A 14,098-nucleotide genomic window follows, 5' to 3' on the forward strand; every position below is an offset into this window, starting at 1 on the left:
CAGTTGAGAGATGATCTAATAATTCAAAATTGTTTCATGTTGATTATAATAAAGTTGAATTTTAGCTAAATTGGATGGTTAATTGTCGATCATGGTTTATATACTATTTGTATTAGGATTTGTTTTTTTAATTAAAGGCGCTGACTGGCTTGTTGATGGAGCGTCAAATATTGCTCAAAAGTATAACGTGAGCCAAATGATTATTGGTCTTACTATTGTCTCTTTTGGTACTTCATTGCCGGAACTGCTGGTTAATATTAATGCTTCGGTAACAGGTAATCCGGAACTTGCGATTGGAAACATTTTTGGAAGTAACATCGCCAACATCTTGTTAATACTAGGAGTAAGTGCATTAATAACCCCGTTACCTATTACAAAAAACATCTACTTCTCAGAAATCCCATTTTCACTTGTAGCAACACTCTTGGTAGGGTTTTTAGCCAATGCCGCATTATTTACAGATGAGCGGTCGCTCGCATTAAGCAGGTTAGACGGTATCATACTACTAGTCTTCTTCGTGCTATTCATGGGTTACATTTACGTAGTTTTTAAATCCGATAAATCCGAATTGACAAAAGAAACTACAGTGAGCACTCAGCCTATGGGCAAGTCGCTATTACTAATTCTAGCTGGCTTGGTCGGACTTTATTTTGGTGGTGATTGGGTGGTTAATGGCGCAACAGTTATTGCAGAGCAATTTGGCTTGAGTCAAACGTTTATTGGTTTAACAGTAGTAGCTATTGGAACATCACTACCTGAGTTGTTTACGTCAGCAGTGGCTGCATTTAAGAAAAACACAGACATAGCTGTAGGTAACGTGGTTGGCTCCAATATCTTTAACCTTTTATGGATTTTGGGAGTAAGTGCTGTGATTAGGCCTTTACCTTTTGATGTGGCTAGCAACACAGACATTGTGATGATTATCTTTTCAAGTACGCTACTAATTTTTGCTGTAGCCGTAGGAAAAGGAGCCAGAATTGTTCGTTGGGAAGGTGCTCTATTTGTGGCTGTCTATGTAGCCTATATTGTCTATTTGGTGTACAGAGGCTAATTAAATTTAGCTAATACTTTGTCCACTTCATTATCTGGGTTGCCACAGGTTTGATCACCGGTCATAGTTTTTCCGCAATAACCGCAAGTTGCTCCCTCTTTGTTAAGGAATGGACTCTGTGATGCACATGTACCTTTGAATTCGCCATTTTTTAAGAGAATTAGCCGTACCGACATAAGGGCGAAGAATAGAGCGACAAATCCGATTACCAAAAGAAAAGTAAGCATGTTTATTTATTTTTAGACAAAATTACCAATTCATGCACTAAACATCAGTGCGTTGCACAAAGTTTCTGATCTCACAAAGTATATGAAAGAAATTAAAAAAACTCCTGACCATAATAGAGAAGCAAAGTTAAAGGCGTTTGACAGGCTTTTAACAATTATGGATGAGCTAAGAGAAAATTGCCCATGGGATATGAAACAGACCATGGAAAGCCTGAGGCATCTAACCATAGAAGAAACGTATGAGCTCACTGATGCTATTATCGAAAATGATATGCAAGAAGTGAAAAAGGAGTTAGGCGATTTGATGCTTCACAATGCATTTTATGCAAAAATTGGCTCGGAAAAAGGTGCTTTTGACATGGCAGATGTTCTGAATAGTGTATGCGAAAAGCTGATAAATCGCCACCCACATATTTATGGAGATGTAGAGGCTACTGATGAGAAAACTGTCAAAGAGAATTGGGAGAAAATTAAACTCAAAGAAAAGGGTGATCAGAAGAAATCTGTTTTGGGAGGTGTGCCAAAATCGCTACCCGCGATGGTTAAAGCCATGAGAATTCAGGAGAAAGCAAGAGGGGTAGGTTTTGATTGGGAGAAAAAGGAGCAGGTGTGGCAAAAGGTAGAAGAAGAAATGAATGAGTTTAAAGCTGAATTTAATATTGAGAATGAAAATCAGATAGATAAAGAAAAGGCACAGTCTGAGTTTGGAGACTTACTTTTTTCTTTAATAAATTATGCAAGGTTTGTAGATATTAACCCCGAAGAGGCACTTGAGCGAACCAATAAAAAGTTTATCAAGCGTTTTCAATACCTGGAATCAGAGTCTGAAAAAGATGGTAAAAGTATGGGGGAAATGACCTTGGAAGAAATGGATAGGTATTGGGAAAAAGCAAAAAGTTTGAAATAAACTTAACTAGGTTTTTGGTTGCCTCTTGAGTAATTTCAATGCGCTAGCTTTAAACTATAATGACCTCCGTCCAAAATAAAGTGGCTGCTCCAATTGCAGAAGCAGATCGAATCGAAATTCTAGATATCCTCCGAGGTTTTGCACTTTTTGGTATTTTGATAATGAATATCATCAATTTCAGTGGGTATGATTTTGCCTCAGATGCAACGAAGAGTTCGTTTAGTACATATCGGATTGATCAGCATCTTCTCAACCTAGCTAGGATGTTTTTTGAAGGGAAGTTCTATGCCATTTTTTCTATTCTATTCGGTATTGGTTTCTCCATTATTATGATGAGGTTGAAGAGTAAAACAAGCAATTGGAAAGCTCTTTTTTATCGTAGGCTATTGATTTTAGCACTAATTGGCTACATACACCTTCAATTTTTATGGGCCGGAGATATTCTACTTGTCTATGCGCTCATGGGCTTTTTGCTACCCTTATTTGCCAATTACACAGATAGAAACTTGCTCATTGTTTCTGTGAGTCTGTTAGTTTTAGCGATAGTTATTCACGTATTTGTGGCTATAACCGGATTCATGCCTGGTCAATGGCTGGAAAATATTGGCCTTATGATTGATTCAAGAAATGGCATCCCTGAAGACGAAAGCTGGCGTACCTATTTGTTTAATTCAGCCCACGGATGGCAAGAATTCTGGAAATGGAATGTACCCGGACCGCTATTTCGTTTTTCAGACCTAATAAACAGCAACCGATTTTTTAAAATATTGTCGCTCTTTTTACTGGGATATTACATCGGAAGGAGGCAATTCGCTCTTTATTTGGAGGCAGACAGACTGATAATCAAGAAGATCACCATTTACGGGTTTTTGATGGGAATACCTTCCAATCTTGCTTATGTATATTTTTACAATGATGGAATACAGCTGCCAGAACCGCTCGGATTGTTAGATTCAGTATTTCAAATTGTTGGAGGGTTCTCACTTGGTTTAGCGATAATGGGCGGGCTGACGATCGCTTATTTCAATGGACATAAATGGCTCATGTGGTTTGCGCCTATGGGTAAAATGGCATTGACGAATTATCTTATGCAAACCATCATTTGCATTGGCTTATTTTATTGTATTGCTTTTGCACTTGGAGGTAAAATGGGCCTGACTTATATCTATTTGATCACTGTAGGCATCATTCTTTTTCAGATGCTTTATAGCAAGGTGTGGCTCAAATATTATCGATATGGCCCTATGGAATGGCTTTGGAGAAAATTGACATATGGCAGACTTAAGTAAATGATTATGAAAATCTCAAAAAACTTTCAGAGACTAATAAAAATTATAAGAAACATATAATCAACAAGTTATCCGACAACAAACGTTTACAAATGTAATTTAAACGAATACAAATATTTATTACCCGACTCAGGGTTGCACGTCTCACTTACTTTGCTTCAGCGAATCGGAAATACCGACTAGCGAATGAAAAATGTGTTACAATTTAAACTTTATTATCATGAACAATTTAAGAAACAACGTGCAATTAATCGGAAGACTTGGCAAAGACCCAGAAGTAAAAGAACTAACTAGCGGTAAAACACTGGCTACGTTTTCTTTAGCAACTTCTGAAAGCTACCGCAATGCGAATGGCGAGAAAGTAGAAGACACACAATGGCACAACATAGTAGCATGGGGTAAGCAAGCGCAGATTATAGGTGACTACGTAAAGAAGGGTCAGGAAATTGCCATCTCTGGTAAACTCATTCATCGCTCGTATGAAACCAACTCAGGTGAAAAGCGATACATCACCGAAATAAATATGAATGAACTATTAATGCTGGGAGGCAAAGGAAATTAATCCATTATGCAGAGGTCATTTCGTAACGTAGCGGAGAAATCTTTGCCCCAAAGTAAGTCAACTGTTATTTGGGCTGATGGTAAAGATTTCTCCATTTCACTGCGAAATGACACAAATAGTAGTTGGTCATGTCGTAACAAAGTGAAGACATCTTTGGCTCAAAGCAAGTAAACCCTGATCTTCATATTGGCTAAGATTTCTCCGTTTTACTACGAAATGACGTCCAAAATTATTACAACCAAATAACCTCAAACCAAAAATGAAAAAGCCTTTAGAAATTCTATCCAAGACATTTGGCTACAATACCTTCAGACCTCATCAGGAGGAAATCATCAATAGCGTTTTAGATAATAATGATACAGTTGTATTAATGCCTACTGGCGGAGGCAAGTCACTATGCTATCAAGTGCCGGCTTTGGCAAAAGAAGGTACTGCCATAGTCATTTCACCCCTAATTGCTTTGATGAAAGATCAGGTAGATGCACTGCGATTGCACGGGGTTGCTGCAGCGTACCTCAATTCTACCCAAACCCAGGAAGAGCAAAATCAAATACTATCATTGATGCGAACGGGTGAATTAAAGTTACTTTACCTGGCACCTGAAAGGTTGTTGGGCAGAGAAGAACAGTTCATCACTTTTATACAAAATTTGACTATTTCGCTCATTGCTGTCGATGAAGCGCATTGCATATCTTCCTGGGGCCATGACTTCCGACCGGAATATTTGCTTTTGGCGAAAATTAAAAAATCAATGGCACGAGTACCCATTATTGCACTCACTGCCACGGCTGATGATCTTACCAGAAAAGATATCATTGCTAAACTGGAATTGCCTAATCCAAACGTTTTTGTCACTGGTTTTAATCGTCCGAATATTCAATACCTAGTGAGGCCCAAAAGCAATAGCTATGCTCAGCTGATAGAATTTTTGGAGAAGAATAAAGATGAATGCGGCATCATATATACCCTACGAAGAAAAGATACAGAGGAGTTAGCGGAGCGCCTTATGGGAGATGGATTGATAGCCAAGCCCTATCATGCAGGTCTGGATCGTAGTATTAGAAATCAGCACCAGGAGGAATTTCTCAAAGATGAAGTAAAAATAATCGTAGCCACCATCGCCTTTGGAATGGGTATCGACAAATCCAATGTTAGGTATGTCGTACACATGGATTTGCCCAAAAATATTGAAGGATACTATCAGGAAACAGGCCGGGCAGGTAGGGATGGTTTACCAAGTACCGCACTCATGTTTTATTCCTATAGCGACTTTTTTTCAATGCAGAAATTAGTAGAGGTGGATGATAACCCCGAGCAATCAGCGGTGATGGTGGATAAACTAAGGCAAATGGCCAATTTCGGAAGTTTGAAATCGTGTAGAAGAAGGTTTTTATTGGAGTATTTTGGTGAAAAGGCAGAGGCTCATTGTGGTAATTGCGATAACTGCCTAAGTAGTTTTGAAGAAATTGATGCTACTGAGCTTTCTCAAAAAGTGCTATCAGCTGTAAGTAGATTGGATCAGCGTTTTGGGGTAAATTATGTGATCGACTTTTTGAAAGGATCAAAATCTGTAAAAATGCGGGAAGAGCATAAGCAATTGAAGACATTTGGTGTTGGTGCAGATTTATCCAAAGACGAATGGCGACACTATATCAATGAATTGGTTCATTTGGATTATTTAGGTAGGTCTAAAGGTCAGTATCCGGTGTTGCAACTTACCGATAAAAGCGTTGAAGTTCTTCAAGGATTAACCAGAGTGAATCTACCTAAGGCTGTGGATGAAAACATGACATTTATAGATCAACAGCCGGCCGAAATACATCAAGAGTTGATTAAAAACTTAAAAGATGTAAGAAGGCAAATGGCTGATAGTGAGGCTGTTCCGGCTTTTGTTGTATTTTCAGATGTATCTTTAAGAGAATTAGCCACGTTTTTGCCACAGTCTTCAGAGGAATTGTCTCGCATAAGTGGTTTTGGTGAGATAAAAGTACAACGGTATGGCGAACCAATTTTACAAGAAATAAAGTCCTACTGCAGTAAACATCAATTATCCTCTAATGTGCCAGCGGCCAAACCTAAACCAAGAAAAACGTCTGCTACCACACTCGGTGATACTTATTTAAAAACATTCGAATTTTTTCAAGAAGGTAAGGATATCAATGCAATAGCAAAAGTAAGAAGTCTTGCTCCAGGCACCATAGAATCTCATTTCGATATGCTTATTCGTCATGGCAAATTGAAAGCACAGGATATTCTCGACCATGAAACTATAACCATTATTCAACAAGCCATTGAGAAGAATGCTGGCGTTGGATTAAAGCCGATAAAGGAGGAATTGGGAGATGCCTTTAGCTACGGGGAAATAAGAATGGTGCTGGCTGAAATGTCATACACCAAACCACAGAGCATTATATAATTCAGCAGGATATGTAAATGTTGTAAACACTTATTTTTCTAGAATTAAGTTGCCTTCATTCCTTATTAAATTTCAGCAAGTCGATAAACTTTAAAATAATACCTAAGTTTTTGTTCTAAACATTGGTTATTTTTCAAATTCCAAAATTGTGCTTATGGCAATTCTTAATTCGATTGGCGTACTACTAGCTTTTTCAATTGTAGCAATTGCTGCCAATCAGATAGCGCGCTATTTTCAAAATATAAGACTGCCAATCATTACAGGGTTTTTGGTAGTAGGGGTGCTTTCCGGGCCATTTGTTTTGGGATTAATACCATCAGGCTCTGTTGTTCAGCTAAAAATAATAAATGAAATAGCGCTTTCATTTATTGCATTTGCTGCGGCTTCTGAACTGTATATTAAAAACTTACGAAGTAGGCTTAACAATATTAAGTGGCTTACAATAGGGCAATTAGGTATCACCTTTACACTTTTGGTGATTTCCATCTTCTTCATAGAAGAGCTCGTACCTTTTTCCGCCAACTTACCCTGGCCCAACAGGCTGGTCATTGCCATGCTAATCAGTGCCATATTTTGTGCTCGCTCACCCTCGTCAGTTATTCCTGTAATTAATGAAATGCGAGCTAAGGGTTCATATACCAGTTCCGTAATGGGCACAACAGTGCTGTTGGACTTTCTGGTCATTATATTATTCGCAATGGTTCTCTCATTTGGTATTGCCCTTTATGAAGGTGCCGATGTAAATATTATTTCGTTAGTTAAAATCCTTTTTGAAATTGCAGGTTCAATAGTATTGGGCCTAGGTTTTGCCTTTTTATTAAGCCTATTATTGGCTGCGCAACTCAAATTGCCTGTTAAAGGCATATTGCTCCTAGTGCTGGGGTTCATCATTTTTAGTGTTAGCGACTTTCTATCCTACCTCCCAGAGCAAATTTGGTCTGTGTCACTTCATTTAGAACCACTTTTAATGTGTGTTGTAGCTGGCTATCGAATCACCAACTTTACGCGCTATAGGCAAGAATTTATTAAGATTATCCATGACATTGGCCCTTATATTTATTGTGCTTTTTTTACAGCTGTAGGTGCGATGCTCAACATTCAGTTGATTTATGAAGTCTTACCTTCAGCACTCATACTTTTGGCACTTAATGCAGTATTACTTTTTGTTGGTACGGGCATAGGTGCCAGAATTAGTAAAGAACCACCTAAGAGAACTTCGGTCTATTGGATGGCTTTCTTAACGCAAGCAGGCGTTGGTCTTGGATTAGTAACAACGGTGATCGATACTTTTCCAGAATGGGGACAAGAATTCGCAACATTGGCCATCTCAGTAATAATTATGAATCAACTTATTGGGCCACCCTTGTTTAAATGGGCCATTACCAAAGTGGGTGAAAATCATGAGCGGGCTACCATTCCTACTTTTGATGGAATTAGAGATGCAATTGTCATTGGTTTTGAGAGTCAATCTGTTGCACTGGCCAGGCAGTTAAAAAGCCATGGATGGGAGGTTAAACTAGCTACTAGAAAGCAAGATTTAAATAGCGATGAATTTCCTGATGTAGATATACGAGTGGTGGAAAGGTTAGACCTGGAGGCACTTAAAAGCCTGGATGCTAAAAAATCTGAGGCAATTGTACTGATGCTTACTGATGAAGAAAACCTGAGGTTGTGTGAAATGATCTATGAGAATATCGGCACCAAAGATGTTGTCGTGAGGCTCAATCAAAGATATAACTTCGACAAATTTCATAAGCTGGGTGCACTTATTGTAGATCCTTCGACAGCCATGGTAAGTCTTATGGATCATTTCGTGAGATCACCACAAGCCACATCGTTACTTCTTGGTATGCAGGAAGGTCAGGATACGCTGGATCTGCAGGTTCTTAATAAAGATCTGTTCGGTATACCTTTACGAGACCTGAGACTGCCTTCTGATATAATTATACTATCGATAAGGAGAAAGGGGCAAATGATTATTTCGCACGGCTACACGCGTTTACGTAAGGGCGATTGGGTAACAATGGTTGGTTCCAATGAGAGTTTGAAAAAAATGACCCTTCTTTTTGATAGTTCAAATTAAATTGAATGTGCTTTTTAACTAATTTAATTATAGTTTTAATAATTATAATTAAAGTTACGTTTTGCTTAAGAGCCCGTTTTACAAAAAATTATACTTAGGAAACAATACTGAATTTGATTCAATATCAGAAGAAAAACGTGCAATTCTTACTGGTCAGTTAAGTCTTATATGCATATTACTAAGCATATTTTATTTTGTTGTTGACGCTATTTTAGGATCAACTTCTTCCGTTCCTGAATACATTTTATTAGCTACGATTGGTGTAGGTTCTTTACTTATTAACAGAGCGGGTCGAACAAAAATTGCCAAAAATTTCTTGATGGTGGGTGCAAATGTGGTCGTATTTATCACTTTTGAGAGAGAATTTCAAGGTACAGGATCGTTCATGTTTTTTATTAGTTGCATGCTCGGTTCTTTTGCCTTATTTGGTTTTGAAGGGAAAAAATATGCAATAGCACTTTCTCTATTTTCACTTTTGCTATTCTTCATTGCTTATTTTGTCGAATTTGATTTTTTACCTAAAACCGACTTTACAGCAGAAGAAGCACAACTAAACTTCGTAATAAATTTTACGGTGGCATCAACAACCGCCATTGTTATTATAATATTTCTACTAAACCTTAATACACTAGCCGAATCAGATTTAATTGAAACAACCGAAGAATTAAAATCAAATAAAAAGCGATTTGAACTAGCTATTAAGGGTTCAAGTGCAGGAATATGGGATTGGGATATTGTCAACGATCGTATTTTTATCAGCCCTCAATTAATGACATTACTCGATTATCCTGATGTCAAATATGCAAACATAGATTTTGATCAAATTAGAAGAGTTATTCACCCTGACGATTTAAAGCAATTCGATCTGAAATTAGCTGAACATTTAAATGAGCAGAAGCCGTTTCATGCGGAAATGAGATTTAAAAGAAACGATGGTTCTTATGTATGGGTTTTGGATACCGGCCAGGCAGAGTGGAACGAAAAAGGCCGGGCAGTGCGCATGGTAGGAACCATCGTGGAAGTAGACGATCTGAAAAAGGCATTTAAACAATTAGAAGAACAAAATACTCTCCTAGAAAAAACCAATGAAGAGCTAGATCGATTTGTTTACAGCACATCGCATGATTTAAAGGCTCCATTAAGCTCTATTCAAGGGTTAGTTAATGTGGCAATTAAATCTAAGGATGAGGTAGAAATGACAGAGTGTTTACGAATGATTGAAAATAGGGTACAAACCCTCAATGGTTTTATTGCTGAGATTATAGATTACTCCAGAAATTCCAGATTAGACATTGCTTTGGAAAAAGTGAATTTACGTGACCTAATTTCCGAACTTATTGAAGGGTTGCAATTTTTTGACCGTAGCGAGCAAATTCATTTTGACATTCAGATAGATGATGATTTTACTATCAAAACAGATAAAGGGCGTTTAAAAATAATATTGAACAACCTTCTTGCTAATGCTATAAAATACCACGATTGGTCTAAAGATTCTCAGGTTATAAAAGTGATAGCTGAAGATCATAATCATTCAATTACCGTGAAAGTGGAGGACAATGGCCTCGGCATTGATGATGAATTGCAGGATAAAATCTTCAACATGTTTTTCAGGGCAAGCGAAAAATCGGAAGGGTCAGGCCTTGGTTTGTACATTGCCAAAGAGATGGTTGCCAAGTTAAACGGAACCATAGGCCTTAAGTCAGAAGTAGGAAAAGGTTCTTGCTTTTTTGTCAATTTGCCTGTTCATAAAGTATAAGAAACTAAATCCCATCCTTATCTATTCATTTTTATATCTTTGCGCGCTATGGCACAACAGGACGATAATTTGTTAAAAAAGATCATAGCTCATGCCAAGGAGTATGGGTTTGTTTTTCCTTCAAGTGAAATTTATGATGGGTTGGCAGCTGCCTATGATTACGGTCAAAATGGTGTAGAATTAAGAAATAATATCAAGTCATTTTGGTGGAAGGCAATGGTTCAGATGAACGAAAACATTGTAGGCTTAGATGCATCCATATTTATGCATCCTACCACTTGGAAGGCTTCCGGTCATGTTGATGCATTTAATGACCCAATGATCGATAACAAAGATTCGAAAAAGCGTTATCGAGCCGATGTGTTATTGGAAGAGCACATTGCAAAAATTGAAGCAAAAATTGATAAAGAAGTTGACAAGGCCGCCAAACGCTTTGGCGATGCATTTGATAAGGATCAGTACCTGGCTACCAATGGCAGAGTGCTTGACTATCAAAAGCAAATAGATGATATCAATGCCAGAATGAAGGCGGCATTGGAGTCAGAAAAATTGAATGATCTAAAAGCACTTATTGAAGAGCTTGGAATAGCGGACCCTGTTTCCGGTTCTAAAAAATGGACGGATGTTAGACAGTTTAACCTCATGTTCTCTACAGAATTGGGTTCATTAGCCGATGGCGCCAGTAAAATATATTTAAGGCCTGAGACCGCTCAGGGGATATTTGTAAACTTCCTAAACGTTCAAAAAACGGGAAGAATGAAGATTCCTTTTGGAATAGCACAAATAGGTAAAGCCTTTAGAAATGAAATTATTGCCAGACAGTTCATTTTCAGAATGCGTGAATTTGAACAAATGGAAATGCAATTTTTTGTAAAGCCAGGAGATGAAATGCAATGGTATGAGCATTGGAAAGAAACTCGTATCAAATGGCATAAAATACTTGGCCTAGGTGAGGATAATTATCGTTTCCATGATCATTTGAACTTGGCACACTATGCCAATGCCGCCTGTGACATTGAATTTAACTTCCCAATGGGCTTCAAAGAATTAGAAGGTATTCATAGTAGAACGGACTTTGACCTGAAAGCACATGAAGAGCATTCAGGTAAAAAACTACAATTCTTCGATCCGCAAGAAAATAAAAGCTATGTGCCTTATGTCATTGAAACTTCTATCGGTTTGGATAGAATGTTCCTGGCAGTTTTAACGGCAGCATATAAAGAAGAAACTTTGGAAGATGGCAGCGAAAGAACTGTACTTAAAATTCCTGCAGCTTTGGCACCATACAAAGTGGCAGTACTTCCATTACTGAAGAAAGATGGTTTACCTGAAAAGGGAAGAGAGATAATGGATTCCTTAAAGTTTGATTTCAACTGTCAGTATGACGAAAAAGATGCCATTGGTAAAAGATACAGAAGACAGGATGCTATTGGCACTCCTTATTGTATCACAATCGATCATCAAACGCTGGAAGACAACACCGTTACTTTAAGGCACAGAGATACTTCTGAACAAGAGAGGATAAAAGTAAGTGAATTGACAGGCCGTGTTTCAGAACTAGTTTCTATTACCAGCCTACTTAAACAGCTTTAATTGGAATACATAGTTGCTGCTATTTATGTGGGCATACCACTGTTTGTCATCGGCTATGGGGTATGGTCTGTAAGTAACGACTTCTATATTTTCTTTTATAATGAGGTAAATTACCAACTGAAGGTAAGACGGCCGCTTTATCCAAAATATAGAGCCATATTACATAAGTATTGTGCCTACTATAAGCTATTATCTTCGCAAGATAAAGTAGAGTTTGAGCGCAAGCTCAGAAGGTTTATGTACTCCAAACGGTTTATTCCAAGAGGTATTCCCGTTGTTACTGATGAAATGCGTGTGTTGATATCAGCATCAGCTATTCAGCTAACATTTAAATTGCCAGAAGTTTATCTTGCGCATTTTGACAAAATTTTAATTTATCCTGATGAGTATTACTCTCATATCAATAAGAGGTATCACTTAGGTGAAGTAAACCCAAGAGCCGGCATCATAGTCCTATCATGGAAGGCATTTGTACAGGGTTATGGTGATTTGAAAGATTCTTACAACTTAGGCATCCATGAAATGGCACATGCTATTCATTTCGAGAATCGGATTAAAAATGAAGAGTTTGAATTTCTGAACAGAGAGGCTCTTTTTGCACTCGATAAAATCACAAGGCGAGAGATGGCAAACATTAGAGCAGGGAATGATCACCTTCTACGTGCCTATGCCGGAACTAACGAATATGAGTTTTTTGCAGTTACTCTGGAATATTTTTTTGAACAGCCTCAAGAGCTAAAGCGGGAACATCCAGACCTCTACGAAACGCTCAAAACTCTCCTTAATCAAGATCCTTTGAAATTGTATAAATTTGACCTCCATTAATCGATAAAAGAATGAACTGGAACGAACTTCTGTCAAGTCAGAGAAGTGCCGATAAAAAAGCACAACACGAACAAGGAAGAAGTGCCTTTGAGCAGGATTTTGATAGAATCGTTTTTTCGTATCCCTTTAGAAGACTTCAGGATAAAACCCAGGTTCATCCATTACCGGAACATGATTTTGTACATACCCGACTTACGCATAGTCTAGAAGTTTCAAGCGTTGGAAGGTCTTTAGGCAAGCGCGTAGGTGAAATTGTACTGGAAAGGAATAAGTCTCTTTCAGAACAATACTCTGCTCACGATTTTGGTGCTATTGTAGCTGCAGCTTCATTAACCCATGATATAGGCAACCCGCCTTTTGGGCACTCTGGCGAAGATGCCATTTCTGAGTTTTTTAAATCCGGACCAGGCAAAAAATATGAAAGCCAGGTTTCGAAATTGGAATGGGCGGATCTAACTAATTTTGAAGGCAATGCTCAAGGGTTCAGAATATTAAATAAATCACGTTATCAGGGCATTCAGCTAACTTATGCTACATTAGCAGCATTTAGCAAGTATCCGCGCCAGTCGATTATTGAGAATCAGGACAAATCAAGACGCAGCCAGAAGAAATATGGGTTTTTTCAATCGGAGAAAGAAACATTTAAGTCAATTGCAGAGCAAACAGGATTGAAACCGTTAGGTGAATTTACTTGGACAAGGCACCCTTTAGCTTTTCTTGTGGAGGCAGCCGATGATGTTTGCTATCATCTCATCGATTTGGAGGATGGCTGTAGGTTAGGGTTAGTTTCTTACGAGCAAACCGTTGAACTGATGGCCAGCATTCTAAAAGATAAATTCAATAAAGAAAAGTTGGAGCGCATCGACACCAAAGATGAACGCATTGGAATATTAAGGGCGATGGCCGTTGGTCAGTTGATTAGCGAATGCTCGGAACTTTTCTTGGATAATGAGCAAGCTTTGATGAAGGGTGAATATGATATTTCTTTAACCGATAGTGTACCGAGCAGCTCAGTGCTTGAAGAAGTTATTTCAATTTCAGTTCAAAAGATATACCGCTCCAGGAATGTAATGGAAACGGAGGCTGCCGGATTTGAGGTATTGCCAGGTTTGTTAGAGGTGTTTACTGAAGCTATTGTAAACAAAGAAAAAACTTCTAAAACCAAGAAAGATAAAGCTATAGAGCGATTGCTTCCACCAGAAGTACAGCTCGATTTAAGCCTTAATCAGGACAATGTTTATAACCAGCTTTTGTGTTGTGTCGACTTTGTTTCTGGACTTACTGACAGGCATGCCATATCGATGTTCAGGAAGATCAAAGGTATCTCACTGCCCAATGCCTGATTAGGATTTTTTTAAATTATAGATTCATGTGTAGGGTGAGTTTCTT

At 38.1% G+C, this 14,098-nt stretch carries 11 protein-coding genes; 10 read left to right on the top strand and 1 reads right to left on the bottom strand.

Annotation, left to right across the window (positions count from 1 at the left end):
* Nucleotides 1-91: 91 nt before the first annotated feature.
* On the top strand, nt 92-1,051 hold the full coding sequence (locus JR347_RS04615) for a calcium/sodium antiporter (RefSeq protein ID WP_317192613.1): 960 nt from the start codon (nt 92-94) through the stop codon (nt 1,049-1,051).
* Here the strand turns inward: JR347_RS04615 and JR347_RS18365 are convergent.
* Nucleotides 1,048-1,278: a hypothetical protein gene (locus JR347_RS18365; protein ID WP_235689757.1), complete on the bottom strand. Its 231-nt coding sequence runs from the start codon at nt 1,276-1,278 to the stop codon at nt 1,048-1,050. The two genes, JR347_RS04615 and JR347_RS18365, sit on opposite strands and share 4 nt — an antisense overlap.
* A gap of 82 nt (nt 1,279-1,360) precedes the next feature.
* On the opposite strand from JR347_RS18365, the gene mazG reads away from it, so the two are divergent.
* From mazG to JR347_RS04660, 9 genes are all read left to right on the top strand, one after another.
* Entirely contained in the window at nt 1,361-2,185 is an 825-nt protein-coding gene (gene mazG / locus JR347_RS04620) for a nucleoside triphosphate pyrophosphohydrolase (RefSeq protein ID WP_205722879.1), read from the top strand.
* 59 nt (nt 2,186-2,244) lie between these two features.
* Nucleotides 2,245-3,474, top strand: coding sequence for a DUF418 domain-containing protein (locus JR347_RS04625; RefSeq protein ID WP_205722880.1), 1,230 nt, complete (start codon nt 2,245-2,247; stop codon nt 3,472-3,474).
* Nucleotides 3,475-3,694: 220 nt separating this feature from the next.
* Entirely contained in the window at nt 3,695-4,036 is a 342-nt protein-coding gene (locus tag JR347_RS04630) for a single-stranded DNA-binding protein (RefSeq protein ID WP_205722881.1), read from the top strand.
* Between the two features lie 259 nt (nt 4,037-4,295).
* On the top strand, nt 4,296-6,452 hold the full coding sequence (gene recQ / locus JR347_RS04635; RefSeq protein ID WP_205722882.1) for a DNA helicase RecQ: 2,157 nt from the start codon (nt 4,296-4,298) through the stop codon (nt 6,450-6,452).
* Between the two features lie 154 nt (nt 6,453-6,606).
* Nucleotides 6,607-8,535, top strand: a complete 1,929-nt coding sequence (locus JR347_RS04640) for a monovalent cation:proton antiporter family protein (RefSeq protein WP_205722883.1) — start codon at nt 6,607-6,609, stop codon at nt 8,533-8,535.
* 61 nt (nt 8,536-8,596) lie between these two features.
* Nucleotides 8,597-10,291 (top strand): sensor histidine kinase, encoded by a 1,695-nt coding sequence (locus tag JR347_RS04645; RefSeq protein ID WP_205722884.1) that lies wholly within the window; start codon nt 8,597-8,599, stop codon nt 10,289-10,291.
* A 48-nt stretch (nt 10,292-10,339) separates the two neighbouring features.
* Nucleotides 10,340-11,884, top strand: coding sequence for a glycine--tRNA ligase (locus JR347_RS04650; RefSeq protein WP_205722885.1), 1,545 nt, complete (start codon nt 10,340-10,342; stop codon nt 11,882-11,884).
* Entirely contained in the window at nt 11,885-12,709 is an 825-nt protein-coding gene (locus JR347_RS04655) for a zinc-dependent peptidase (protein WP_235689758.1), read from the top strand. It begins immediately after the preceding gene.
* Between the two features lie 11 nt (nt 12,710-12,720).
* A complete protein-coding gene (locus tag JR347_RS04660) occupies nt 12,721-14,052 on the top strand; it encodes a deoxyguanosinetriphosphate triphosphohydrolase (protein WP_205722886.1) in 1,332 nt (443 codons plus the stop codon).
* Nucleotides 14,053-14,098 lie beyond the last annotated feature (46 nt).

The sequence above is a fragment of the Fulvivirga lutea genome (assembly GCF_017068455.1).
Lineage (GTDB): Bacteria > Bacteroidota > Bacteroidia > Cytophagales > Cyclobacteriaceae > Fulvivirga > Fulvivirga lutea.